The sequence below is a fragment of the Salmonella sp. FC25216 genome, from assembly GCF_057751355.1.
This window is the reverse complement of record NZ_JBDGON010000001.1, coordinates 446,818-471,813: the sequence shown is the minus strand read 5'-3', so window position 1 is coordinate 471,813 and position 24,996 is coordinate 446,818. Positions and strand designations below refer to the sequence as shown.

The following is a 24,996-nucleotide window of genomic DNA, read 5'->3' as shown; positions in this document are numbered from 1 at the left end:
TAAGTTGATCTCTTAATATATTTTAAAATCGTCACCATTCATAATCCTAGTGAATGCACCCCTTCTAAACATCCCATTCTTATATTAATTTATTCTGAAAATGATACTTCAAGCTTCTGCATTCCTTGAACATATAAGTCCCACAATGGATGATAGTGCTATTAATTTTACTCTAACGCAAGGTCATTTTTATGGAAGAAAGCAACCCATGGCCAACATTTGTTGATGCATTTTCGACAGTATTAAGTATCTTTATTTTTCTGACGCTTCTATTCATATTGAATAGTATGGTCGTAATGTATGAGAGTTCACAAAAAGTTTATGCTCAGTTTAAAGCTGAAGTGCAGCAAAACAGCCAGTCTGAAACTGTAAGCGTTGAAAATAAAAAAGAATATAGCGTCTCAAAAGATGGTGTTTTTATTAAGGACGCAACTAATCATTCATCTTTAATTTTTAGTAAAGATAAAGTCATTATTAGTTATGATCCCAATAAGTGGCAGATATCAGAAAATGAACTAAAGCAGATAGTTGACTGGATTGGTAGTGAAGATCATGTCAGCATTGTGGCGACAAACGGCAATAACTTGCCTGTATCTGATGAAATTAAAATTGCCTATGAGAGAGCTGTCTTGCTGGCAAAATCTCTTGAAATTAATAAACATGAATTGAAGCTTTCAATTGAAGTGGCACCAGGCTCAAATAGCAGTAATGGGCAAATAATAATCTACAAGGGAACGAAATGATTTCAATAAAGAATAAATTCAGCATACTTATAATTCCAATTTTATCTTTGGTCGTTGCATTAATTCCCGCTATGTTTTTATTTTCTCCTTATCTAAGAGGATATATATTCTCAACATACAGAGCGAGTGCTATATTCAATACTGCAATTCTTACTATTTATAGCATTGGTGCTTTTGTTAGTTTCTACTCGATAGTTGAAGTTGGACGTGCCAGATTTATTTTAAGTAGTGGGGATGGAGATAAAAACTGTCGATTGATCTCTAATCTTAATAAGGTTTTTTATTCCGCTGAATACCCCAATGCAGGTTCATTGATATCAAGTGCCAATGAAAGCGCCTTTAAGACAAAAACGCAAAGGTTGTCATTGATTCACACTTGTATGAATACATCAACCATGATGGGGCTGCTTGGCACGTTTTTTGGTTTGTCTGTAACGGTTGCATCTGTTGTTGTCTTATTAGACAAATCAGGCCTTGGAGGTGGGGGCGTAAACAGTAGCGAGATATTAGATGTTATCGTTAATATCATGAAATCCCTTTCTGCCCCACTTCGTGGGATGAATATTGCTTTTGTGGCTTCTATTTATGGCGTAGTTAGTGCCATCCTCTTAGGCGTACAGACAATTATGTGTCGGAGCGCCTACAATTCACTTTTTTATTGTTTAAGAGAGATGTCAATTGAATACCTTAAGAGAAATGATGAGCAAATAGATTTAAATAATAACAAAGTTAATACAGGCAGAATTATTGCAAAGGGTATTAATAGTATTCTTGAACAGGTAATTAATCTAAATAACACAACTGATAAACAATATAATATTACTGCTGAGGTATTGTCTGGGATTGATATGAATATGTCCCGTATCAACTCTTGCCTTTCAAGTATTAATGATGCTTTGGTAATTTTGAGTCAGGAACAGGTTATCCTTAAGTCTGGTATTGATTCTGCAAAAAAAATGATTAGCGAAGGTATTTGTTTGCAGATGAAAAATCACCAGGAATATAGCAATAAATGCAATGATATCCTCAAAGGAAATTTATCGATAGCGGCAGAAATAGACAGTATTAGTGGGCAACAGGAAAAAAACCATCTTGAACACCTTGACATGCTAAAAGAAAATGCAACTGAAAATAAAATGTATGCAGATATTCTCTTAAAAGAAATGGAGTCAAGTCATTCAACATTTTATCCTTTGTTTGAAAAATTAGTAGAAATGCATAAAGCTTTAACAAGTAAGGTTACTAAATAATGTCAACATCTAAAGTTAATTATGCATTATTTGCTTTTGCATCGCTTTTCTCAATGCCATCGTTTTCTTCAGGGCAAAATATCTATGCGCTATCAACTTTGATTAAGGATGGGATTACTTCATCAAGTTCTGTGGCCTCAGCAAAATGGGGTTCTGAAGCAAAAAGAGAAGATATTAATATCGCAAAGTCATCATTATATCCGACATTAGATATGACATCAGAGGTTGCTCGTGCATATGAGAAAGGCTCTACGCGCACCACTGAAGACAATGTAAAAAATCAGATCATGCTAAATTATCGCATACTTGATTTTGGTGTAAGAGATCAGTTAATCGATGAGAGTAATAATGAATGGAGTTCTGCAAATTATATATATCTGGATCGTGAGAGTGAAATTGCAGGGAAAGTGACGAAAAGTTTCTTAACCGTGAATAAACAAAAAGAACTACTGGATATTATCCAAAATGAATTGAGCTACTATCATGACCGCTTGCATGATTTTGAATATCTCGTGAAATCTGGCGAGTCGACCGAGTCAGATCTAAAAAAAATACAGGCTTCAATTGATTCATTAAATGTCCAAAAGATAAATGTTAACGAAAAGCTTGATGATGAACTTAATACGCTAAATATATATACTAATGATCGGATATCCAGAAATAATTTGACTAGTGTACCATCGGCAATTAGTAAATACAGGTTTAATATGGATGGTGAAGCATTTTTATCACTTATATTGAAGCAGAATTCTAAAGTTCTTAGTGCAGATAAAAAAATTGATGCTGCAAAAGCAGAGTATATAGCATCAAAAGATAAATTCTTTCCAACAGTGGACTTCCAGGCTGGCTATACAGACAACACACCATCAAATGATTCTGATATTGATGACTATAAAGATGAATTTCGAGTTGGAGTAAAAGTTGGCTGGAATATTTTTAATGGGTTTAAGGATGTTTCTGATGCTAACAAAAGACGCGATATGTTGAATAAGACTCTCGCAGACCGGGATGATTTACTTAAAGAAGTTACGCTGAAAATAAAATCTAATGCCGCGCAGTATCGCTCTGGTATTGAATCTTTAAAATTGGCAAATCAATCATGCCGCAATGCCCGAGATTTGACATCTCTTTATGAGCAGGAGTTTAAAATTGGTCAAAAATCTTTACTTGATCTGGTCACTAGCCGTAGTGAACTCTTTCGCGCATGCTCAGAAATTATTGAAAGCCAATATCAGGTATACACAGCCAATTTAGATCAAATGTTATTAGGTGATATGCTAATAAAAACTATTAATGAAAATGAAAATGTATACCGTTGATGTGGACTCCATACACTCAGTTCGTATGATGCAGTGGCTTATTGTCTTTCTGCTTATTTTGTTGGGCATTTCTTCCTCGGCTGAAATTAATGCGGTTGTTCACGGGGAAGGTAATGTTGTTAACCGTTCAAACTCTCAGGTAGTTTCACTGAGTAAGGGGGGCGTAATCGCGGATTTATACTGCCATGAAGGCGATTATGTTCATAAAGGACAAGAACTGGCAAAGATAATTAACCACGATATAGATAAGGATTTCGAACAAAAGAAAGTTAAAGCGAAGCAACTTCAGAAAAAGATCAATGATCTTTCATATTTTATTTCAAATAATTTAAATGTAATTGATTATTTTAATTATGCAAATGTTGATGATCCTGAAATAATTAGTAATTCGAAGACTATCAATGATCAAATACAGTCAAAGCAAAGTGAAAGTAAAGGTGCTGAAAGTGAAATTCATGGTCTTGAGGAAGAAGTAAAAAATAAAAAAGAAGAATATAACCTGAGCGCTAAAGAAATAAACATCATTGAACCATTGGTGAAAAAAGGTATAAGTCCACTAAGTAATTTATTAGTTAAAAAACAAAGTGCTGTTCGTCTTCAATCTGAGATTTCAGAAATAAATAATCAAATTGTTAGTAAAAATAACTTTATTGATCTTAAAGGTAACGAGATCTCGACCATCAGGCAAGACTATTTACACTCAATTCAAAAAAAACTACAAGATAGTGAAAATGATTTGTCAATCTTGAATGCTGAGCTAAAAATTATCGGTTTACAACGTTCTGAGAATATTGTTCACTCCCCTGTTGAAGGCGTTATATATAATGTAAATAAAAATGCGATGACTATTGGGGGGGTTATTTCACCGACAGAAATGTTATTCGAGATTAAACCTGTTGATAAGCATATCAGGGCTGAGGTGAAAATTAATCCGAAGTACCGCGATCAAATTTTTGTTGGTGAAAAAACAACAATTTCAATCGAGTCAATTGTAAACTCCAGGCGTCAACCATATCCGGCAATAATTGAAAGTATTAGCCCTGATATTATTGAATCTAAGGATAATGCCGGGTTGAAAGAATATTATAAAGTTATGGTTGAGTTTTATGTTTCCGACAGTGCTTTATCAAATATTAAACCGGGAATGATCGTTGATGCAAATATTATAACTGGTAAGCATACGATTCTTGATTATCTTATGTCACCTATTGCTAAAACATTTAAAGGGGCGCTCTCAGAGCCGTTACCTTCTGACCATCGATAAGGAGTTTTATTATGGAAAATTATTACGTAAGCAATAATTCAAATGTTGATTTGACTAAGTATGGTTCGCTTGCTGATGCAAAAATTTCCATAAATGGGTCAGATCTTATTGTTAAATTTGAATCAAATGAGATCCATATTATAAATGGTGCGCTTTATTCATCGCTAAATGGATCGGGTATTGTCGTTACGTTTTCGGATACTGCAGTTGCGGGGAAAACACTTCTTGATAAAGTTGATCTGCAGAATGTCAATCTTACGCATTTAAGTCAGGATGTCATCAATAATCAACATACTCAAAATATCGATAAAGAAGAACTGGAAAAAGAACTCGCGAAAACAAAAGAGGAGCTCAAACATCTTGCTGAACATGTCAAACAGGAGCAACACTCTGAGCATTCCCTTCTTCAGGAAATGCATCAGATATTACAGCAAGATGCCAGGCAGCAAGATTTTTCTAATCCACAATCTGATGTTCATTTGAAGGATTTTGATTTTGAGTATGATGAGCAGATGGACAACGTCGAGCAGCGCGAATTTATGGTTTTATCAGACCCCTCAAGCTCAGTCAGTGCTCCTCCTGAGACACCGAGCGGCGGTAATTTGCCTTCTATCACGTTGGAGTTGGTTGACAGTAGTGATAGTGGCGTTGCACGTGATAATGTTACCAATGATATCTGCCCTATGGTTGCAGGAAAATCGCAAGCGGACAGTATTGTCTATATTTCAATTAATGGGGTAGTGGTTGGTGAAACAACAACGGACGCTTCAGGTAATTTTTCATATATAATTGATAGAAATCTTCCTGATGGAAGCTACTCCGTTCAGGCAACGACAATATATCCATCCGGTGCTCAGGAAAAATCAGGTATCAATATTACTATTGACACTCATGTATCAGTTCCTGAGATTAGTCTTGCGCTAAATAATGATACAGGAATAAGTAATGTCGATGGTGTGACAAATATTAACTCTCCCGTGTTAACTATATCTAATATAGATCCTGATGCTGCATCGGTTAAGGCCACTATTACCAATGATAATGGGGAGTTGATATCCGCTTCAACAGCATCAGAAAATGATGATGGAACCTGGTCTTTTAATGTTGGTCAGCAACTTCCTGATGGCGTTTATGTGATTTCAGTTACTGTGACCGATATTGCTGGTAATTCAGCAACATCAGTACCCGTTGATATCAGAATTGATACAACGATTTCACCCGTCACGGCAAATTTACTTTCATCAGATGATACGGGAAGCAGCAGTATTGATGGTATTACAATGCATAAAAATGTCTCCGTGACAGGTAATGCTGAGTCCGGTAGTATAATAACTATTTATGATAGCAATGGAATACCTGTCAGTACTACAACTGCAGATAATGAAGGGCATTGGGAAGTTACATTAAATTCATTGCCAGAAGGTAGTAATATTTTCACTATTACATCACAAGATGCAGCGGGTAATATTTCGGAAACTGTAATAAATATTGACTGTGATACTTCAACATTTGTTACTAATTTGACTATTACTGATGAAACAAATAGTGGAGCATTAACCGATCTTATTACGAATAATTCGTCTCCGGTGATTACAGCAAATGGTGAAGTTGGATCATCAGTTGATATCATAGTCAATGGTGTCAAAGTTGACACCATATCGGTTGGCGATGATGGGGTTATTACTTATGAGCTTAAATCTCTTCCTGATGGGGAATACTCCGTACAGCTGGTAACAACAGATGTGGCAGGAAATACGGCAACCTCTGAGGCTATTTCTGTCACAGTCGATACTCATATCAGTCAATTCTCTATTAGTATGAGCTCTCTGACGAATGACACTACACCCGCATTGTCTGGAAAGGGTGAGGCAGGGTCTACAATTGATGTTTATGTAGATGGTAGACATGTTGATGAATTGGCCGTTGATTCAAACGGGAACTGGTCTACTAATCTGTCATTAGGCCCTGATGGCGTATATTCTGTTTCCGTTGTTATCACCGACATCGCCGGTAACACTGAGACAAAAACAGCCTCTTTAACACTTGATACACATATTGATACTCCCACTATTGTATTTCCCGCATCGCAAGATTCGGCAGATCCAACAGACATGATTACAAATGTCTCTAAACCTACTTTCTCTGGCGAGGGTGAAGTAGGAGACACAATTACCGTTTATGTGGATGGTAAAAGCTATGCGACGACAACGGTTGATTCACAAGGAAATTGGACATATGAATTTTCTAATTCCTTAAGCGATGGGGCGCATAGTATTTATGTTGTTGCTAACGATGCTGCTGGAAATAGAGCCACATCGGATACAATTTCACTGACTATTGATACGGTTGCCCAAATTAATACGCCAACACTGGTTTCAGATGATGGGCTTTATAATAACGATAATATCACAGGCAATAATAACCCCGGTTTTAAAATTTCAGGCGAAGTCGGTGAGACAGTTATTATCTATCTGGATGGTAAGCCGGTCGATACGATTGTTTTAACGCAATCATCGCAAAATTGGCAATATACTCAAACATTAGATGATGGTGTGCATACCTTACAATATTCAGTCACTGATGTTGCAGGGAATACCAGTATTTCAGATGTTACAAATTTTACAATCGATACACACTATGATGCAACGCTTCTGGTGACCTCTGTTGAAGGAGTACAGGTTACTGCAAATACCGATGTGATATATATTACAGATAATCCTGCGACAATTTCTTTAAACGGTGAGGGGGAGGCCGATAGCAAAATCACTATTTATATTGATGGGGTACAAGTTGCCTCCGTATTGGCCGATAATTCGGGTAACTGGCAGGCAGATATTGATTCTGGAAAATTTCCTCCACAAGAGAACGCCTCAGTACAAATTATTTCGGAAGACGTTGGTGGTAACACTTCAGAAGTTGATTACACCATTCGTGTTGATAATCAAGTTGATGGTCTGACATTACAACTTGATAATCCAATAGCCAATACTTCTGGTGCTGAAGACTCTCCTGTCGTATGGAAATCAAATTCCGAATCGTTAGACTTTAGCGGGACGGGAGAAGCTGGAGCAACCGTCTCTATAATGATAGGTGGCGTTATCGTTGCGTCTTGTATTGTTGACAGCAATGGACAGTGGAGTACTGAATCATCACCTGTCAGTGATGGAACATGGAGCGTTACTATTGAAGAAACGGATGTTGCGGGTAATACAATGGAGTATACGCATGACATTGTTATAGATACCACGCCACCGCAAACACCTGATATTGAGTATTCCTCTTATATTGATGAACAAGGTATTGTTGTTCTTTCTGGTATGGGGGAGCCTGATAGTACTATTTATCTGACTGATAGTGCAGGAAATATCATTGCACAAGCAACGGTTTCTGATGATGGTTCATGGACTCTTTCCGCAAAATATACTTCAGGCACAGATTATTCTGTGTACTCTGTAGATAGCTTTGGGAACCAAAGCCCAGCAGTTGCAGTTAATGGTTCAACAGACGCCAATACCTGGCCCACAGATTCTATAGACAATATTAATCATTTGCTGATTACTAATGCTGATACCCATACGGTTGTTTTTTCCGATATCCCCAACAGTGCTAGCTCTGTTGATATTATATGGCAAGGAAAAACATATGCTTTAGTCCATGATGATGATGGTTCCTGGTCTATTCCTGGTAATGTCGTTCACGAGAATGGAGTTTATGAGGTTAATCTGGCAATCCATTATGCCGACGGAAGCACCTCGTATATGAATGAGTTTGTTGTGGTCGATATTCCTCAGGCTAAAAGTGCTTCTCATCAGGACTTATCTCATGTGTCTGATTTGATACCCCATATGGTCGATCATCATGTTGAACATTCGGGAGGCTTCGATAAGCATAAGTTGGCTGATATATTTCATCATGCCTCTGAGTCTCACCCACACTCAGTTCCAGCTAGCGTTACCCGATCAGAACATACGCCTTTGGAGCATACAAGTATCGATGCGTTTGCACAATTTATGCATAAAATGGAGCATCATTCTTCCGTATCCGAAAAAATCACTGGGCTTAATGACGCTTTTGCTAAGAACCATGAAGGGGAACATAGGGGATTATCTGGTAATCACCAGGTTAATATTATAAGGCATTTTATTACTCACGCGTATAACGAACATATGCATAATGCTGATGAACATCATCATAGTATTCATACCAATCATCATATTTAATCTATTCTTATAGAGTTAATAATGCTTAATATTGTTAGTGATTTATGTATTCGAACAGGCGAATTGATAACTGTACTGTCATGTTTTTGGGGGAGGGCGGAGCCTTCCCCCCCAGAAGTTGATGAAATTGCTGATTCAGAAGTAAAGATTAATGGTGTATTGTTACCTTATGGTATCACGGCTAAGCCTGTGTTAGCGGGATGTATTCATGACATAAGTGCAAAGAATATGCCCCTCATTATTCATGCTGGTGAAGGCCGTTGGTTAGTTGTCGTTAGAGTGATGAAAAATGCGGTCACGGTACTTGGATTAGATAAAAAGTTTCAGGATGTCATCATTGATGATTCTTTTTATAATGGTAAAACAATATTTCATGTTACCCAGAATGAAACCCTTAAAGAAAAAATATCAGTAAAGCGTATGCTTTTTAGACTTATCTCTGAGAACAAAAGTTATTACTGTAGATATTTTTTGGCCTCTTTTCTGTTAGCATTGACTGCGCTAACCATTCCTGTTTTTAGTAGTGTGTTTTATGATAAGTTAATACCTAGTGAGTCTGTTTCTTCGCTGTTCTCGATATGTGGTATTGTAGTGATTATGATACTACTTGAATTGTTTTTACGGACTTCGCGTGATATTAGTCAGTCATTGCTTTCTCGAGCTGATGATGTCACTCTTGATATTAGTTTTATGGAAAATGTTATCCGTACGAACAGCCATTCATACATGGTGTCGACGCTCTATTTCCTCTGGGTCGAGTTTCAGAGAGTTAAGTCTATTATTTTCTATGGGCTTATTCAAAAAGTTGCTGAATTACCTGTATTCATAATCTATGTTACTATTATTTGTATGAATCTCGGATTTGTGGGGCTGGTACCGGTAGTGATGACTATAGTTGGGGTAATATATTCCTGGTACCATAACATATCCATGGATAAACTAGGAAAAGAACAGCAAAATAAAAATCAGTCGCGAGACTCGTGGTTTTCTGAAGTTTTATTTTCTCTTGATTCGGTCAAAAATATAAATAGTGAAAGGTTATTGACTGACTGGGTAGTTATGTCAGAAGATAATTCAATTACCTCATTGAAGATTAAAAGGATGATGTCTACCTATCAGTATATTATGGCATCGATGTCTGGTTTAAATCAACTGTTGATAATGATGTGCTCGTGGTTTTTGGTCGTGCAGGGACGCATTACAACCGGCGCTATTATTTCTTCAGTTATTATTGTTGGGCGTATGTCTTCTATAATGAATTCATTTTCCTCACTGTTTATGTCTGTACTAACAGCAAGAAGAGTTACTCATGACATGGGGGCGCTATTTGATTCACCAACAAGTACTTCTCCAAATTTGTTAACCTATATTAAACCCAAAAATTCTATTCTGGTTAAAAATCTTTCCTGGAAATACGATGATGTTGGACCTGATGTTTTAAGAGAAATCGATCTCGAAATACCCATTGGACAAAAAATTGCAATTGTGGGGGAATGTGGAGCCGGTAAGTCAACTCTGCTTTCACTCATTAGTGGAATGAAATTGCCTCATTCGGGCGCAGTAATTTATGATGGTGTTAGCTCGAATCATTTATCCTCTGATTTTTTCTTTAAAGAAATTAGCTGTATTTACCCTAAAGATGGTTTTTTATCTGGTACCCTTGAATACAATTTTTTGCTTAAGAACAGCACCAATCCGCCTAAGGTTGTAGATGCCTTAAAGTTACTTGGGTGTGATTTTATTCTTAATGACCCTGGCGGTATGAAACGGCATGTTAGCTATATGGAAGAGGGTTTTTCATCGGGGCAATTACAGAAATTGCTTCTGGCAAGAAGTATCAGCGGTTCAGCAAATATCTTTGTTTGGGATGAGCCGACTTCTTCTCTTGACGAGAAAAGTGAAAGCGAATTTTTCAGTAAAATAGATACTATCCTTAAAGGAAAAACACTCGTCATGACAACGCATCGCAAACATTTATTACAATTTTTTGACAGAGTAATTTATTTAAAGAATGGAAAAATTACAGGTGATTATCTGCACGCAGAGCTATTCCCTTAATCAGTACAGTGTACCGCTTTTTTACATTTCTGCTGTTTGACCTGTAAATTAGCCCGCATATACGGGCTAATTTGTGCCAGTTATTTACGTTTTATCTTGGCTCATGCAAATGACTTCAGGCATGATGCCTGCATACCCGGCGCTGATGGAACTCTTTTCAAATTTTCCATGGACGGTACAAGCCTGCGCGCCCGGTATTATATTCTTTTCCAGAAGAAACCTGGCCGCCGTCATGGCGGCTTTTTCATTCACGGGAGTGTCGATGGATAAGAAGATTTGTGTCGTGTGCCTTAGCGTCAGAAAGCCAGCAATGCGTATTTATAAATAACTGGACCGGTAAAAGGCTATCAAGCGCCCACGGCAGGAGTCAGGGAAGTACATTCTGCATCAACGTATTTTCGATTCTGACCGGGATAAAAAAGGCGAGGAGTTTTACATTTTATTGAGTGGATACGCAAGGTTGCCCTTGCGTATCATTTTACTCTTCGTTCTCAGACAGCTCGCGCAGATACTGGAAGATCTGACGCGCTGATTTCGGCGGTTTGTTGCCTTCTTTCTCTTTCTTCGCATTGCGGATCAATGAACGAAGCTGTTGACGATCGGCGTTAGGCCACAGGATCAGTACTTCGGCTACTGCGTCATCGCCTTCGACGATCAGACGATCGCGCAGATGCTCAAGCTTGTGAAACAGCACCACCTGCTGATTATGGCGATTCTTTAGCTTGTCCAGCGCCTGGCGAATAGGTTCAACGTCGCGCTGGCGCAGCATCTTTCCGATAAGCTGCAACTGGCGGCGACGTCCTTCCATTTTGATACGCTGGGCCAGTTCAATGGCGTCGCGCAGATCGGCGTCCAGCGGGATCTTATCCAGCGCGTTTTTCCCCAGATCCACCAGTTCCGCGCCCAGGCGTTTTAATTCCTCGGCATCGCGTTTAATTTCACTTTTACTGACCCAGATAATTTCATCGTCTTCGTCTTCGTCTTCGATGTCATCACCGGGAACGTCGTCGAGCCAGTCTTCGGGCTGCTTTGTCATGTCAGGCTCCTTAAAAAAAGAGGCTAATGTTACCAGTTAAGATGCGCACTGAAAAACGGTTCTCTGTTAGACTTCAGAGAAACTCTCTCTACATTATGGCATTTGCAATGAAAGTAATCTCACAAGTTGAAGCGCAGCGTAAGATTCTGGAAGAAGCAGTTTCGACAGCGCTGGAGTTAGCCTCAGGCAAATCGGATGGGGCGGAAGTGGCCGTCAGCAAGACCACCGGCATTAGCGTCAGTACCCGTTATGGTGAAGTAGAGAATGTCGAATTTAATAGCGACGGCGCGCTGGGGATCACCGTTTATCACCAGAACCGCAAAGGCAGCGCTTCCTCGACGGATTTAAGCCCGCAGGCGATTGCCCGCACCGTGCAGGCCGCGCTGGATATCGCTCGTTACACGTCGCCGGACCCGTGCGCAGGCGTGGCGGACAGAGAGCTGCTGGCGTTTGACGCGCCGGATCTGGACTTGTTCCACCCGGCAGAGGTTACGCCAGACGAAGCCATTGAACTAGCCGCGCGTGCGGAGCAGGCTTCTCTAAAGGTGGATAAACGCATTACCAATACCGAAGGCGGTAGCTTTAACAGCCATTACGGCATTAAAGTGTTCGGCAACAGCCACGGTATGTTGCAAGGATATTGCTCCACGCGCCATTCGCTCTCAAGCTGTGTCATTGCTGAAGAAAATGGCGATATGGAGCGTGATTACGCTTATACCATTGGTCGGGCGATGGCGGATCTGCAAGCGCCGGAATGGGTCGGGGCCGAGTGCGCGCGCCGTACTTTATCCCGTCTGTCGCCGCGCAAGCTTTCCACCATGAAAGCGCCGGTAATTTTCGCCAATGAAGTGGCGACAGGGTTATTTGGCCACCTGGTCGGGGCGATTGCCGGCGGCGCGGTATACCGTAAATCCACTTTTCTGCTTGACTCGCTGGGCAAACAAATTCTGCCGGAATGGTTAACCATCGAAGAACACCCGCATCTGCTAAAAGGGCTGGCGTCTTCACCGTTCGACGGCGAAGGCGTGCGCACGGAGCGCCGTGACATTGTGAAGGATGGCGTGCTGACTCAATGGTTACTGACCAACTATTCTGCCCGCAAACTGGGGCTGAAAAGTACTGGTCATGCGGGCGGCATCCATAACTGGCGTATCGCCGGGCAGGGGTTGAACTTTGAGCAGTTGCTTAAAGAGATGGGCACCGGCCTGGTGGTGACAGAACTGATGGGCCAGGGTGTCAGCGGTATTACCGGCGACTACTCCCGTGGCGCTGCCGGATTCTGGGTTGAAAATGGTGAAATCCAGTACCCGGTGAGTGAAATCACCATTGCCGGCAACTTAAAAGAGATGTGGCGAAATATTGTCACCGTCGGCGACGATATTGAAACGCGTAGTAATATACAGTGTGGTTCGGTACTGTTACCGGAGATGAAAATCGCCGGACAATAATACCCGTCATACTTCAAGCTGCGGGTGTGCTGGCTGCGTCCGTTTACCCCGGCCACTTACTTATGTAAGTGACCGGGGGTACGTGCTTACCGGCTGCCTGCAACTCGAATTATTTAGGGTATTCAGCTTATCGTTAATAATAAAAAGGAAGTGAACAATGCGTAAAAGCCTGTTAGCTGCTCTTGCTGTGTCATCTCTGGTGTTCGGTTCGGCTGCTTTTGCTGCCGATCTTGAAGATAATATGGATATTCTCAATGATAACCTGAAAGTCGTTGAGAAAACGGATAACGCCCCTGAACTGAAAGCGGCGTTAACCAAAATGCGCGCGGCCGCGCTGGATGCTCAAAAAGCTACTCCGCCGAAGCTGGAGGATAAAGCGCCGGATAGCCCGGAAATGAAGGATTTTCGTCACGGTTTTGACATTCTGGTCGGCCAAATTGATGGCGCGCTGAAGCTGGCGAACGAAGGTAACGTCAAAGAAGCGAAAGCCGCGGCGGAAGCGCTAAAAAACACCCGCAATACATATCACAAGAAGTATCGTTAATTTTTGTGGGATGGCGGCTTTGCTTTATCCGTAGGTCGCCATCCGGAAAAATGTAATACTCATCACACTTTCTCACTTTATACGACCACGCCGTTGTTGATTTCTGCCGCGCCATTTTCTCTTTACGCCACGATACGCCTCACACTTTCCCGGCGCTAACTCATCAAGGCCGCCTTTTCTGTGCAGCAGATCACCCTCCCCACTCACCTTTCCACTTCGAGGTGGAAAATGACTCGCTACAAACTTTTAACCCTTGTCGCTAGTTTTATCTCATTGCCATTAACGGGGTGAGACGCGTGGATAACGGAGCAGTAAAACACAACGCCGGGGAGCGAATTAACGAACTGGCTGAACAGGTGTTAACACAGGTGGATGGCCTGCTGGGGCGGCATCACATTGTCCCCAATGCGGTACAGACGCAAATGCTGACCTCGCACGTTCGCGCGATGGCGCACCGGTCAATTACCGGCGAGCCTTTACCGGAGGTCGATGCCAGCTTGTTTGATGAAATCTCAGCCGAATCAATGGCGCTCGCCCGCGAAATCGTAGCGGCGTTTGGCAACCTTCCTGACGAAGAAGCCTGGCTATTATCGGTACATTTTGAAGTCGCGAAAGACAACCTCTAAGGAGCAAAAAATGGAACAGATTACCGTCGTGATTGGCGATCGCCTGGGTAAAGGCCAGAAAGTGGCGGCAGGCGTGGAAAAAGCGGGCGGACGTGCGGTTGTTGTACCGGGCGTCGCGGCAGACATGAAGCTGGGCGATGTGATGAAAGCGGAAAACGCCACCTTCGGCATTTCATTTTGCGGCAGCGGCGGCGCGGGCGCTATCACCGCGCAAAACAAGCATGGCTACAAAGCCAAATATGGGATGCGGTCAGTGGATGAAGGCGTCACCGCTATCAATGAGGGCTGTAACGTGTTGGGTTTCGGCTTTATGGATAAAGAAGAGCTCGGTGAGCGCCTGGTGCAGGCGTGGCAAAAGAAATACGGCGCCTGATGATGAAAGAGCAATTCACCACCACGGTGAGAGTAAAAGGCAAGGGCGACGCCAAAGCACGCGCCTTTGCCGATGCGCTGGACCATGTTCAATCGACGGTGATGAGAAAGTCGCCGTATATCTTACTGCGTATTGAGCCACAGGATGTGCGGATTGTTCAGGCGCATGAGTCGGTGCGTAAAGAGGCCTTTCTGTTTTTCTTTTTGCGCCGGGAACGACGCACTTACAGCGTGGAGCTGGATGTGACCGTCAACGTGACCGCCATCAATCTCGACAGGGTGGATTTTGTCGCGAAACGCTGATTTTTGTTAAAAAGGCATAGTTATGTTCCTGATAATACTAATTAAATCGCTCATTATCGGCGCGTTGGTCGGCGTAGGAGTGGGCGCTGGGGCTGCACGCATGTTTCACGCGCCAACCACGCAGGGGATGGGCGCGTTCCGTACGCTGGGCGAACTCAACTCTTGTGAAGGCGACCCGGCATCTCACTTCTCCTTTGGGTTAGGTTTCTTCTTTAACGCCTGGGCGTCGTCCGTAGCGGCCGGATCGTTCACCCAGGATGTCGATCACCGCATCATCCCGAACTGGGGCGCGGCGGCGCTAATGATCAAAAACCGTAACGTCGGCGAGACGCTGCACGATCCGAAGAAAATGGCGATTGCCTGCGCCGTCATCGGCATGATTGTCGTGACGTTCCTTAACCTGACCGCCTCATCCGTACCAGAAGCGCTACAGGTAACGGCGGTTAAGGTGCTGGTGCCAGCGGCAAACCTGCTGGTCAACATCGTCATGCCTGTGATCTTCTGGTTAGCAGCGATCGACGCTGGTAAAAAATCGGGCTTCTGGGCCACCGTTTTCGGCGGCGCGGCGCAGCTCATCATGGGGAACGCCGTACCGGGGCTGGTGCTGGGTATATTGATCGGTAAAGGCGTAGAAGAGAGCGGCTGGAACCATGTCACCAGAGTGATGATGGTTGCCATCGTGTTGCTGTTTGTATTGAGCGGCTTCTTCCGCGGCTTCGACATGAAAATGATCGAGTCTTTCAACATGACGGTCCCGAACTGGCTTGAACTGATCCACAACTCGCTCAGCGGCAAATAACGGAGGCCACAATGGAAGAGAATAAAGGTTTTTGGTATGCCGACTGGTCGTTCCCGATCTTTGTTGGCCTGCTCTCATCCGGCGTTTTCGCCGGGACGCATATGTACTATCTGTACGGTATCGGCGCATTTAACGAAGTCGCTTTTGTGGCGATGCTGAAAGCGGGGATGGATACCGGCGTCTATGGTGCGGTCGCCGCTTTCGGTGCCAGCTTTTTATTTGCCCGCATTATCGAAGGTTCGCTGGTCGGGATTCTGGATATCGGCGGGGCAATTCAGACCGGCGTGGGCTTAGGGGTTCCGGCGTTACTGCTGGGGGCTGGCTTTGTCTTCCCGGTGGCGAACTTTATCGCCTCGCTGATAACCGGTCTGGTGATTGGCCTGGCGATTGGCTACATCATTATTCTGGCGCGTAAGTTCACCATCAATCAGAGCGACTCCACGTACGGGGCGGACGTCATGATGGGGGCCGGTAACGCTTCAGGCCGTTTTCTGGGACCGCTGATTATCCTCAGCGCCATGACGGCGTCTATTCCGATTGGCCTGGGTTCGCTGGTGGGCGCGCTGCTGTTTTATATCTGGCAGAAACCGATTACCGGCGGCGCGATTTTAGGCGCGATGATTTTAGGTTGGCTGTTCCCGGTGGCCCTTTAATCCCTACGGGCGCTCCGGCGCCCGCCTCTTCAGGAGAACGTTATGTTTGATTTACTCCTGCGCCGTGCGCGGCTGGTCGACGATACGGTCTGCGATATCGCCCTACAAAACGGCAAAATTGCCGCGCTGGGCGACATTTCCGCGCCGGCGGTAAAAATCCTCGATCTACGCGGCAACTGTTTTGTCAGCGCAGGTTGGATTGATTCGCACGTCCACTGTTACCCAAAATCGCCGATTTATTTCGATGAGCCGGATAGTATCGGCATCGCGACGGGGGTGACGACGGTGATTGATGCAGGCAGCACCGGCGCAGACGACATTGATGATTTCTATGCCCTGACCCGTCAGGCGACCACCGACGTTTATGCGCTATTGAATATTTCCCGCGTCGGGCTGATAGCTCAGAATGAACTGGCGGACATGAACAACATTGATGCCGGAGCGGTAACGCTGGCGGTAAAACGCCACCCGGATTTTATCGTCGGCCTCAAGGCGCGGATGAGCAGCAGCGTGGTAGGCGTTAACGGCATCACGCCGCTGGAACGCGCTAAAGCCATGCAGCAAGAAAACGGCAACCTGCCGCTGATGGTACATATTGGCAATAACCCGCCGGATCTGGACGAAATAGCGGAGCGTCTGACGGCGGGCGATATCATTACCCACTGTTACAACGGTAAGCCGAACCGTATTCTTCGGCCTGACGGCGAGCTGCGTGCCTCGGTGACACGGGCGCTGGCGCGCGGTGTGCGTCTGGACGTCGGACATGGCACCGCCAGCCTGAGCTTTGCGGTGGCAAAACGCGCCATTAGCCTGGGGATTTTACCGCATACCATCAGTTCCGATATCTACTGCCGTAACCGCATCAACGGCCCGGTGCATTCGCTGGCTAATGTGATGTCGAAATTCCTCGCCATCGGCATGTCGCTGCCGCAGGTCATTGCGTGCGTGACGGCCAATGCCGCCGATAGCCTGAATCTGAAAACCAAAGGTCGTCTTCAGCCCGGCCTGGATGCCGACCTGACCCTCTTTACGCTTAAACGCCAGCCCACCGTGCTGGTAGACACGGAAAACGACAGCTTACAGGCTGAGGAATTGCTGACGCCGCTTGCCGCGATACGCGCAGGCAAGGGCTATATGACCGAACAAGGGAGCGCGGAACATGCCTTCGATTTTTGAGAAGTATCGATTAAAACAGGTGATTAACGCTTCCGGACGTATGACGGCGCTTGGCGTCTCCACACCGCGCCCGGAAGTGATAGACGCGGCGATAGCCGGAATGAATCAGTATTTCGAAATGAACGATCTGGTGAATAAAACCGGCGAGTACATTGCGAAATTGCTGGAGGTGGAAGGGGCAACGGTAGTCTCCTGCGCCAGTGCGGGCATTGCCCAGTCGGTTGCCGCGGTACTGGTTCAGGACAGCGACTGGCTGCTGGAAAACCTGCACGTTACACCGATTGAAAATAACGAAATCGTCCTGCCAAAGGGCCACAACGTCAACTTTGGCGCGCCGGTGGGAACGATGGTGGCGCTGGGCGGCGGCAAACTGGTGGAAGCTGGTTACGCCAACGAATGTTCCGCCGCGCAGTTGGCGGCGGCCATTACGCCGCGCACGGCGGCTATTCTCTATATCAAATCTCACCACTGCGTACAGAAAAGTATGCTTAGTGTGGAACAGGCAGTCGTTGTGGCGCGTAAACACCATCTGCCGCTTATTGTGGATGCTGCGGCGGAGGAAGATTTGCAATGCTACTACCGTTCCGGGGCGAGTTTGGTGATTTACAGCGGCGCGAAAGCGATTGAAGGGCCGACCAGCGGACTGGTAATTGGTAAAACGCAGTATGTTGAGTGGGTGAAGCGTCAGTCAGCGGGCATTGGCCGGGCGATGAAGGTTGGCAAAGAGGGAATTGTTGGCCTGACCTGCGCTATTGAATTGTACCTGCGGGCGCAAAAAGAGAGCGGCGCGGAGATGGTAGAAAAAATGGCTCCCTTTATCGACACGTTGAACACGTTTAACGGCGTCAGCGCCCGCGTAGTGTGGGACAGCGCCGGGCGCGATATCGCGCGGGCGGAGATTCAATTTGATGAAGCGGTCACCGGCATCGCCACTGGCGATCTGGTGGAGGCACTCAAACAGGGCGACTATGCGATTTACTTCCGCGGATACAAAGCCAACGAAGGGATTATTGAAGCGGATGTCCGCAGCGTCGATCGCGCGCAGTTAGCGATTGCGGCGCGTCGTATTGGCGAGGTGATTAATCAGGAGAAAAAAGCATGAAACTGACCCCTAACTTTTACCGCGATCGCGTTTGCCTGAACGTACTGGCCGGTTCGAAAGATAACGCCCGGGAAATCTACGCGGCGGCGGAAGGTCATGTGCTGGTTGGCGTGCTCTCCAAAAACTATCCGGATGTGGAAAGCGCAGTTGCGGATATGCGTGAATATGCGCGGCTTATCGATAATGCGCTCTCCGTAGGACTGGGGGCGGGCGATCCGCACCAGTCGGCGATGGTGAGCGAAATCTCCCGTCAGGTACAGCCGCAGCATGTTAACCAGGTGTTTACCGGCGTAGGGACCAGCCGGGCGCTGCTTGGGCAAAACGAGACGGTGGTGAACGGACTGATCTCGCCGACCGGTACGCCGGGGCTGGTGAAGATCTCTACCGGCCCACTAAGCCGTCGCGCGCCGGACGGCATCGTACCCATAGAAACGGCGATTGCGCTGCTCAAAGACATGGGCGGCAGCTCCGTTAAATACTTTCCGATGGGAGGTCTCACCTGTCGCGACGAGTATAAAGCGGTGGCTGACGCCTGTGCCCGCCATGATTTCTGGCTGGAACCGACGGGCGGTATCGATCTGGAAAACATTGCCGAGATTCTGCACATCGCCCTTGATGCCGGTGTAAGCAAAATCATTCCTCACATTTATAGTTCGATTATTGATAAGGTGAGCGGCAACACCCGTGCGGACGATGTGCGTCAGTTACTCGCTATCGTCCGGTCGCGTGTCGGCTAATCATGAGGAGAGAGACGTGCGATTCCCCAACCAACGTTTAGCGCAGCTATTTGCGATGCTGCAAAACGAGACGCTGCCGCAGGACGAGCTGGCGCAGCGGTTGTCGGTCTCCACGCGGACCGTTCGGGCGGATATCGCCGCGCTGAACATGTTGCTGACGCCGCATGGCGCGCAATTTACTCTCAGCCGCGGCAACGGGTATCAGCTCAAAATTGATGATCCGGCACGTTATCAATCCCTGCAAACGCAGCAATCTCCCGCGCTGGCGCGCGGTCCGCGCACCAGCCAGGAGCGGATACACTATTTGCTGGCGCGTTTTTTAACCTCCGCCTTCTCGCTGAAGCTGGAGGATTTAGCAGATGAATGGTTCGTCAGCCGTGCGACGCTGCAGAACGACATGGCGGACGTGCGCGAGTATTTGCTGCGTTATCATCTGACGCTGGAAACGCGTCCGCGTCATGGCATGAAACTGTTTGGCGGAGAGATGGCGATTCGCGCCTGCCTGACCGATCTTTTATGGACGCTGGCGCAGCAGGAGCCGTCTCATCCGTTAATCGTTGATACCACGCTGAGCACCGATGTGTCTCAACGGCTGCGGTCTCTTTTGCCGGATATTTTCTCTCATTTTCAAATTCGCCTGACCGATGAGGGCGAGCTGTTTCTGCGTTTATACTGCGCGGTGGCGGTACGGCGTATTGGCGAGAGTTATCCGTTATCGGAATGCGTGGCGGAGGAAGTGGATGAAAAGGTGCGCTATGCGGCGCATGAGATTGCGGAGCTACTACAACAACTGGCCGGCAAGCCGCTGTCGGAGCCGGAAGTAAGCTGGCTGAAGGTGCATATTGCCGCCCGCCAGGTACAGGAGATTGCCCCCAGCGCCATTAATGCCGATGATGAAGAGGCGCTGGTGCACTATATCCTCAATTTTATTAATACCCAGTACAACTATAACCTGTTGAATGATAAACAGCTTCATGCGGACTTGCTGACCCACATCAAAACGATGATTACCCGCGTGCGCTACCAGATCATGATCCCCAACCCACTACTGGAAAATATTAAGCAGCACTATCCGATGGCGTGGGATATGACGCTGGCGGCGATATCGAGTTGGGGAAAATACACGCCGTATACCATTAGCGAAAACGAAATCGGTTTTCTGGTGCTGCATATTGGCGTTGGGCTGGAACGTAGTTACAACATTGGCTACCAGCGGCAGCCGCAGGTACTGCTGGTGTGTGACGCCGGTAATGCGATGGTGCGGATGATTGAAGCGGTACTGGCGCGGAAATACCCGCAGATTGAGATTGCCCGCACTCTGACGCTACGCGATTATGAGGCGCGGGAAAGTATTGTGGAGGATTTTGTGATTTCCACGGCGCGGATCGGCGAAAAAGATAAACCGGTCATTATGATCGCGCCTTTTCCCACCGACTATCAATTGGAACAGATCGGTAAGCTGGTGCTGGTGGACAGAACCCGTCCGTGGATGCTGGATAAATATTTCGATGCCTCGCATTTTCGCATCGTGGAAGGGGAAATAGATCAACAGACGCTGTTTAAAACGTTGTGCGATCAGTTACACGAGGAAGGCTTTGTTGATGCGGCGTTTCTCGATTCGGTTATTGAACGTGAAGCTATTGTCAGTACGTTATTAGGCGACGGGATTGCCTTGCCGCACGCGCTGGGGCTGTTGGCGAAGAAAACGGTGGTTTATACGGTGCTTGCGCCGCAAGGAATTGTCTGGGGTGACGAAACGGCGCACGTTATTTTTTTACTCGCCATCAGCAAAAGCGAATATGAAGAGGCGATGGCTATCTACGATATTTTCGTCACGTTTCTACGCGAACGCGCCATGACGCGCCTCTGCGCATGTCAGAATTTTACGCAATTTAAAACGGTGGCGATGGAGTGCGTGAGCCGCTTTTGAGAGGCGTTTTCCAGAATCGAATGTAATACATATGTAATGCTATAATGCATTACAATAATATTATGCTCTGGAGACATAATGGCCACACTTAACGTCCGTTTGGATGACAAACTCAAAAACGAGGCTTATGCCGTGCTGGAAAAACTCAATATTACCCCCACAGAAGCTGTCCGGCTGTTGTTTCAATATGTGGCGGAAAACGGGCGTATGCCTGTTAAAACCGTTACGATTAGCGACAGCGAAGACGCATTGCTACAGACAGTCCGGGAACGACTGGCTAACCCACAGAAAGGAATCAGAGTTAGTCTGGATGACCTATGAGCTGGAGTTTGATCCACGCGCGCTAAAAGAGTGGCAAAAGCTGGGTGAAACGGTAAAAAAACAGTTCCGCAAGAAACTTGTCGACGTGTTGTCAAATCCGCGGGTTGAGTCTGCGCGGCTGCGTGAACTGCCAGATTGCTACAAAATCAAGCTGAAGACCTCAGGCTATCGTTTAGTGTATCAGGTGCAGGACGACGTGGTATTGGTGGTGGTGATTGCTATCGGCAAGAGAGAGAAATCGGCCGTTTATCGCCAGGCAGACAAACGGCTTTAGAACGCTGGACTAACGAAGGTGATGCACCACCTGGTTGCTGCTGCCGCGCCAGATAAGCGCAGGGTCTTTCAGATCCTGGACAAATTTACCGTCCACCAGCACGTTGATAATATTTACCACCTGCATCTGCGCGGCGTTGAGTTCATCAAGCTTGTAGCCAGTCCATACCCAGATATCCTTCCCGGGACACTCGGCGCGAATACGTTGTACCAGCGTCAGGATATCCGGCACGTTTTGCGGATGGAGCGGATCGCCGCCGGAAAGCGAGATCCCCTGGCGTTTAATCCGTGTATCGTTCAGATCGTGAATGATCCGATCTTCCATCTCTTTGGTGAACGGCTGGCCGGAATTAAGCCGCCAGGTGCTTTTGTTATAGCAGCCTGGGCATTCATGCACGCATCCTGACACAAACAGGGTGCAGCGAGTGCCGGGGCCGTTAACGATATCGACGGGGTAATATTGGTGAAATCTCATTTTTGCTTCTCATCCGCTTATCAATTCGCGCCATAGCTGCGTTAGCTGCATTCATGCGCCCGAGTCACTTACTCATGTAAGCTCCCCGGGACCCACTCATTTGCTGCCTTGCTATGACGTGAATTGCGTTGCGGAAAAAATGGCCCGAAAAGCGTCGCATCGCCAGGCAATAATACTGTCGAAATTAACCTATCTGCCCGTTGCCTAAATGCTTAACGCGGCGCTTCACTTCTTCCTGTTTGCCGGCGTTAAACGGACGTGCATCCGGGCTGCCTAAATAACCGCACACGCGGCGGGTGACCGACACGCGAGACGCGTCGTGGTTGCCGCATTTCGGGCAGGTGAAGCCTTTACTGGTGCACTCGAACTCACCGGTAAAGCCGCACTCGTAGCATTCATCGATCGGCGTGTTGGTGCCGTAATACGGTACGTGCTGATAGCTGTAATCCCAGACATCTTCCAGCGCTTTCAGGTTATGCTGAATGTTCGGGTATTCGCCGTAGCAAATGAAACCGCCGTTCGCCAGCGGCGGATACGGTGCTTCGAAATCGATTTTGTCGTACGGATTGACCTTTTTCTCCACGTCGAGGTGGAAGCTGTTGGTGTAGTAACCTTTATCGGTTACGCCCGGCACCACGCCGAACTCGGCGGTATCCAGACGACAGAAGCGGTCACAGAGGTTTTCGCTTGGCGTGCTGTACAGGCTGAAGCCATAGCCGGTCTCTTCTTTCCACTGATCCACGGCCTGGCGCAGACGCTCCACAATCGCGATGCCTTTAGCGCGAAGCTGCTCGCTGTCGTACAGGTGTTCGCCGCCGAACAGCGCGTTAATGGTTTCATGGATACCAATGTAGCCCAGAGAGATGGACGCACGACCATTTTTAAAGATTTCAGATACATCGTCGTCCGCTTTCAGCCGCACGCCGCAGGCGCCTTCCATATACAGGATAGGCGCGACGCGGGCTTTCACGCCTTCAAGGCGGGCGATACGGGTCATCAGCGCCTTCCGCGCCAGCGCCAGACGCTCATCCAGCAGTTTCCAGAATGCGGTTTCGTCGCCTTTTGCTTCCAGCGCGATGCGCGGCAGGTTAAGGCTAATCACGCCCAGGTTGTTACGCCCGTCGTGGATCTGCTCGCCGTTTTCGTTTTCCCACACGCCGAGGAAGCTGCGGCAGCCCATTGGCGTTTTGAACGAACCGGTGACTTTGACCACCTGATCGTAGTTGAGGATGTCCGGATACATGCGCTTGCTCGCGCACTCCAGCGCCAGTTGTTTAATGTCGTAGTTCGGATCGCCAAACTTGTGGTTCAGACCGTCGCGGATGGCGAAGACCAGTTTCGGGAACACGGCGGTTTTGCGATTTTTACCCAGACCGGCGATACGGTTACGCAAAATAGACGCCTGGATCAGACGCGACTCCCAACTGGTGCCGAGGCCAAAACCAAAGGTCACGAAAGGCGTCTGGCCGTTAGCGGTGTGCAGCGTGTTAACTTCGTACTCCAGCGACTGGAAGGCGTCGTAGCACTCTTTTTCGGTACGGGAGCGCGCATACCCTTCGGCATCCGGAATCTGCCACTCCGCGGCGGTTTGACGATGTTTATTGAAGCTGGCGGTAACAAACGGCGCCAGTACTTCATCAATCCGGTTAATCGTGGTGCCGCCATAAATATGGCTGGCAACCTGAGCGATAATCTGCGCGGTAACGGCAGTGGCGGTGGAGATAGATTTTGGCGGTTCGATCTCGGCGTTACCCATCTTAAAGCCCTGGGTCAACATGCCTTTCAGGTCGATCAACATACAGTTGAACATCGGGAAGAACGGCGAATAGTCGAGATCGTGATAGTGGATATCGCCGCGCTCATGCGCTTGCACTACGTCACGCGGCAGCAGGTGCTGGCGGGCATAGTGTTTGGCGACAATCCCGGCCAGCAAATCACGCTGGGTTGGAATGACTTTACTGTCTTTGTTGGCGTTTTCATTGAGCAACGCAGAGTTAGTTTGCTCGACCAGGCCGCGAATTTCCTGGTTCAGACGACCACGCTTTTCACGCTGGATGTCGCGATCGTGACGGTATTCGATGTAGGCGCGGGCAAGCTGTTTGTACGGGCCGGACATCAGTTGGTTTTCAACCGCAGTCTGGATCTCGTTAATATCGACCTGACTGCGCGCGTTCATTTGGCTGCTAACGACTTCTGCGACGGTGGCACAGTAATCTGCGTCATCGACTCCCGCTGCTTTAGCTGCACGTAGAATGGCTTCTTTAATGCGCTCTGATTTGAATGGCACTTTACAGCCATCTCGTTTCATCACATGCGGTGTCATGATCACTCCATATTTATAAGAACA

The 24,996-nt window shown here is 46.6% G+C and carries 23 protein-coding genes and 1 pseudogene; 20 read left to right on the top strand and 4 right to left on the bottom strand.

Features of this window, described 5'->3' with window-relative positions; all coding sequences use genetic code 11:
- Positions 1–191 precede the first annotated feature (191 nt).
- Genes AC3G3F_RS02190 through AC3G3F_RS02165 form a run of 6 tightly spaced genes read left to right on the top strand, consistent with a single transcriptional unit; the run spans position 192 to position 10,854 of the window.
- On the top strand, positions 192–743 hold the full coding sequence (locus tag AC3G3F_RS02190; protein WP_023248639.1) for a hypothetical protein: 552 nt from the start codon (positions 192–194) through the stop codon (positions 741–743).
- Positions 740–1,993, top strand: coding sequence for a hypothetical protein (locus AC3G3F_RS02185; protein ID WP_488394364.1), 1,254 nt, complete (start codon positions 740–742; stop codon positions 1,991–1,993). Before AC3G3F_RS02190 ends, AC3G3F_RS02185 begins: the two co-directional genes overlap by 4 nt.
- The gene (locus tag AC3G3F_RS02180) at positions 1,993–3,312 is read left to right on the top strand and encodes a TolC family protein (RefSeq protein WP_023248637.1); all 1,320 of its coding nucleotides are present in this window, start codon (positions 1,993–1,995) and stop codon (positions 3,310–3,312) included. The genes AC3G3F_RS02185 and AC3G3F_RS02180 overlap by 1 nt, the downstream gene beginning before the upstream one ends.
- Positions 3,299–4,576: an HlyD family type I secretion periplasmic adaptor subunit gene (locus tag AC3G3F_RS02175; protein ID WP_254888680.1), complete on the top strand. Its 1,278-nt coding sequence runs from the start codon at positions 3,299–3,301 to the stop codon at positions 4,574–4,576. The genes AC3G3F_RS02180 and AC3G3F_RS02175 overlap by 14 nt, the downstream gene beginning before the upstream one ends.
- Before the next feature lie 11 nt (positions 4,577–4,587).
- A complete protein-coding gene (locus tag AC3G3F_RS02170) occupies positions 4,588–8,796 on the top strand; it encodes an Ig-like domain-containing protein (protein WP_488394361.1) in 4,209 nt (1,402 codons plus the stop codon).
- Between the two features lie 21 nt (positions 8,797–8,817).
- Positions 8,818–10,854, top strand: a complete 2,037-nt coding sequence (locus AC3G3F_RS02165; RefSeq protein WP_023248635.1) for an ATP-binding cassette domain-containing protein — start codon at positions 8,818–8,820, stop codon at positions 10,852–10,854.
- Between the two features lie 84 nt (positions 10,855–10,938).
- On the opposite strand, the gene AC3G3F_RS02160 is transcribed toward AC3G3F_RS02165, so the two are convergent.
- Positions 10,939–11,106: a hypothetical protein gene (locus AC3G3F_RS02160; RefSeq protein WP_154707533.1), complete on the bottom strand. Its 168-nt coding sequence runs from the start codon at positions 11,104–11,106 to the stop codon at positions 10,939–10,941.
- On the opposite strand from AC3G3F_RS02160, the pseudogene AC3G3F_RS02155 reads away from it, so the two are divergent.
- Positions 11,051–11,290: pseudogene (locus AC3G3F_RS02155) on the top strand (hypothetical protein); the annotation flags it as partial. The gene AC3G3F_RS02160 and the pseudogene AC3G3F_RS02155 sit on opposite strands and share 56 nt — an antisense overlap.
- A 42-nt stretch (positions 11,291–11,332) precedes the next feature.
- Here the strand turns inward: AC3G3F_RS02155 and yjgA are convergent.
- Positions 11,333–11,890, bottom strand: coding sequence for a ribosome biogenesis factor YjgA (gene yjgA / locus AC3G3F_RS02150; protein ID WP_488394359.1), 558 nt, complete (start codon positions 11,888–11,890; stop codon positions 11,333–11,335).
- Between the two features lie 95 nt (positions 11,891–11,985).
- On the opposite strand from yjgA, the gene pmbA reads away from it, so the two are divergent.
- The 13 genes from pmbA (at position 11,986) to AC3G3F_RS02085 (ending at position 22,175) form a co-directional block, all read left to right on the top strand.
- On the top strand, positions 11,986–13,338 hold the full coding sequence (gene pmbA, locus AC3G3F_RS02145) for a metalloprotease PmbA (protein WP_044136437.1): 1,353 nt from the start codon (positions 11,986–11,988) through the stop codon (positions 13,336–13,338).
- Between the two features lie 157 nt (positions 13,339–13,495).
- A complete protein-coding gene (cybC, locus tag AC3G3F_RS02140) occupies positions 13,496–13,882 on the top strand; it encodes a cytochrome b562 (protein WP_023248632.1) in 387 nt (128 codons plus the stop codon).
- A 287-nt stretch (positions 13,883–14,169) separates the two neighbouring features.
- Complete coding sequence (locus AC3G3F_RS02135; protein WP_072094726.1) at positions 14,170–14,508, top strand: glycine dehydrogenase; 339 nt, start codon at positions 14,170–14,172, stop codon at positions 14,506–14,508.
- Positions 14,509–14,518: 10 nt separating this feature from the next.
- Positions 14,519–14,881 (top strand): SFCGS family glycine-rich protein, encoded by a 363-nt coding sequence (locus tag AC3G3F_RS02130; protein ID WP_000435389.1) that lies wholly within the window; start codon positions 14,519–14,521, stop codon positions 14,879–14,881.
- A complete protein-coding gene (locus AC3G3F_RS02125; RefSeq protein ID WP_488394357.1) occupies positions 14,881–15,183 on the top strand; it encodes a DUF4312 family protein in 303 nt (100 codons plus the stop codon). The genes AC3G3F_RS02130 and AC3G3F_RS02125 overlap by 1 nt, the downstream gene beginning before the upstream one ends.
- Positions 15,184–15,205: 22 nt before the next feature.
- Positions 15,206–15,982 carry a DUF4311 domain-containing protein gene (locus AC3G3F_RS02120; protein ID WP_023182642.1) on the top strand — a complete coding sequence of 259 codons (777 nt, stop codon included), beginning with the start codon at positions 15,206–15,208 and terminating at the stop codon, positions 15,980–15,982.
- An 11-nt stretch (positions 15,983–15,993) separates the two neighbouring features.
- Positions 15,994–16,635: a DUF4310 family protein gene (locus AC3G3F_RS02115; RefSeq protein WP_000392124.1), complete on the top strand. Its 642-nt coding sequence runs from the start codon at positions 15,994–15,996 to the stop codon at positions 16,633–16,635.
- 42 nt (positions 16,636–16,677) lie between these two features.
- Positions 16,678–17,811: an amidohydrolase/deacetylase family metallohydrolase gene (locus AC3G3F_RS02110; protein ID WP_488394355.1), complete on the top strand. Its 1,134-nt coding sequence runs from the start codon at positions 16,678–16,680 to the stop codon at positions 17,809–17,811.
- Entirely contained in the window at positions 17,795–18,913 is a 1,119-nt protein-coding gene (locus AC3G3F_RS02105) for a DgaE family pyridoxal phosphate-dependent ammonia lyase (RefSeq protein ID WP_488394353.1), read from the top strand. Before AC3G3F_RS02110 ends, AC3G3F_RS02105 begins: the two co-directional genes overlap by 17 nt.
- Positions 18,910–19,650 (top strand): 2-dehydro-3-deoxy-phosphogluconate aldolase, encoded by a 741-nt coding sequence (gene dagF / locus AC3G3F_RS02100; protein ID WP_488394351.1) that lies wholly within the window; start codon positions 18,910–18,912, stop codon positions 19,648–19,650. Before AC3G3F_RS02105 ends, dagF begins: the two co-directional genes overlap by 4 nt.
- 16 nt (positions 19,651–19,666) lie before the next feature.
- Positions 19,667–21,580, top strand: coding sequence for a BglG family transcription antiterminator (locus AC3G3F_RS02095; protein WP_488394349.1), 1,914 nt, complete (start codon positions 19,667–19,669; stop codon positions 21,578–21,580).
- A gap of 78 nt (positions 21,581–21,658) precedes the next feature.
- Positions 21,659–21,901 carry a type II toxin-antitoxin system RelB/DinJ family antitoxin gene (locus tag AC3G3F_RS02090; RefSeq protein ID WP_023182636.1) on the top strand — a complete coding sequence of 81 codons (243 nt, stop codon included), beginning with the start codon at positions 21,659–21,661 and terminating at the stop codon, positions 21,899–21,901.
- Complete coding sequence (locus tag AC3G3F_RS02085) at positions 21,891–22,175, top strand: type II toxin-antitoxin system RelE family toxin (RefSeq protein WP_000220584.1); 285 nt, start codon at positions 21,891–21,893, stop codon at positions 22,173–22,175. Before AC3G3F_RS02090 ends, AC3G3F_RS02085 begins: the two co-directional genes overlap by 11 nt.
- A 9-nt stretch (positions 22,176–22,184) precedes the next feature.
- Here AC3G3F_RS02085 and nrdG read toward each other — a convergent pair whose 3' ends face one another.
- Both nrdG and nrdD read right to left on the bottom strand, forming a co-directional pair.
- Entirely contained in the window at positions 22,185–22,649 is a 465-nt protein-coding gene (nrdG, locus tag AC3G3F_RS02080) for an anaerobic ribonucleoside-triphosphate reductase-activating protein (RefSeq protein ID WP_023248625.1), read from the bottom strand.
- 184 nt (positions 22,650–22,833) lie between these two features.
- Positions 22,834–24,972 carry an anaerobic ribonucleoside-triphosphate reductase gene (nrdD, locus tag AC3G3F_RS02075; protein ID WP_053507663.1) on the bottom strand — a complete coding sequence of 713 codons (2,139 nt, stop codon included), beginning with the start codon at positions 24,970–24,972 and terminating at the stop codon, positions 22,834–22,836.
- Positions 24,973–24,996: the final 24 nt, after the last annotated feature.

Bases quoted from the DNA above. Each gene is read 5' to 3' on its own strand.
- AC3G3F_RS02190 (WP_023248639.1), top strand. From the start codon at position 192: ATGGAAGAAAGCAACCCATGGCCAACATTTGTTGATGCATTTTCGACA.
- AC3G3F_RS02185 (WP_488394364.1), top strand. From the start codon at position 740: ATGATTTCAATAAAGAATAAATTCAGCATACTTATAATTCCAATTTTA.
- AC3G3F_RS02180 (WP_023248637.1), top strand. From the start codon at position 1,993: ATGTCAACATCTAAAGTTAATTATGCATTATTTGCTTTTGCATCGCTT.
- AC3G3F_RS02175 (WP_254888680.1), top strand. From the start codon at position 3,299: ATGTATACCGTTGATGTGGACTCCATACACTCAGTTCGTATGATGCAG.
- AC3G3F_RS02170 (WP_488394361.1), top strand. From the start codon at position 4,588: ATGGAAAATTATTACGTAAGCAATAATTCAAATGTTGATTTGACTAAG.
- AC3G3F_RS02165 (WP_023248635.1), top strand. From the start codon at position 8,818: ATGCTTAATATTGTTAGTGATTTATGTATTCGAACAGGCGAATTGATA.
- yjgA (WP_488394359.1), bottom strand. From the start codon at position 11,890: ATGACAAAGCAGCCCGAAGACTGGCTCGACGACGTTCCCGGTGATGAC.
- pmbA (WP_044136437.1), top strand. From the start codon at position 11,986: ATGGCATTTGCAATGAAAGTAATCTCACAAGTTGAAGCGCAGCGTAAG.
- cybC (WP_023248632.1), top strand. From the start codon at position 13,496: ATGCGTAAAAGCCTGTTAGCTGCTCTTGCTGTGTCATCTCTGGTGTTC.
- AC3G3F_RS02130 (WP_000435389.1), top strand. From the start codon at position 14,519: ATGGAACAGATTACCGTCGTGATTGGCGATCGCCTGGGTAAAGGCCAG.
- AC3G3F_RS02125 (WP_488394357.1), top strand. From the start codon at position 14,881: ATGATGAAAGAGCAATTCACCACCACGGTGAGAGTAAAAGGCAAGGGC.
- AC3G3F_RS02120 (WP_023182642.1), top strand. From the start codon at position 15,206: ATGTTCCTGATAATACTAATTAAATCGCTCATTATCGGCGCGTTGGTC.
- AC3G3F_RS02115 (WP_000392124.1), top strand. From the start codon at position 15,994: ATGGAAGAGAATAAAGGTTTTTGGTATGCCGACTGGTCGTTCCCGATC.
- AC3G3F_RS02110 (WP_488394355.1), top strand. From the start codon at position 16,678: ATGTTTGATTTACTCCTGCGCCGTGCGCGGCTGGTCGACGATACGGTC.
- AC3G3F_RS02105 (WP_488394353.1), top strand. From the start codon at position 17,795: ATGCCTTCGATTTTTGAGAAGTATCGATTAAAACAGGTGATTAACGCT.
- dagF (WP_488394351.1), top strand. From the start codon at position 18,910: ATGAAACTGACCCCTAACTTTTACCGCGATCGCGTTTGCCTGAACGTA.
- AC3G3F_RS02090 (WP_023182636.1), top strand. From the start codon at position 21,659: ATGGCCACACTTAACGTCCGTTTGGATGACAAACTCAAAAACGAGGCT.
- AC3G3F_RS02085 (WP_000220584.1), top strand. From the start codon at position 21,891: ATGACCTATGAGCTGGAGTTTGATCCACGCGCGCTAAAAGAGTGGCAA.
- nrdG (WP_023248625.1), bottom strand. From the start codon at position 22,649: ATGAGATTTCACCAATATTACCCCGTCGATATCGTTAACGGCCCCGGC.
- nrdD (WP_053507663.1), bottom strand. From the start codon at position 24,972: ATGACACCGCATGTGATGAAACGAGATGGCTGTAAAGTGCCATTCAAA.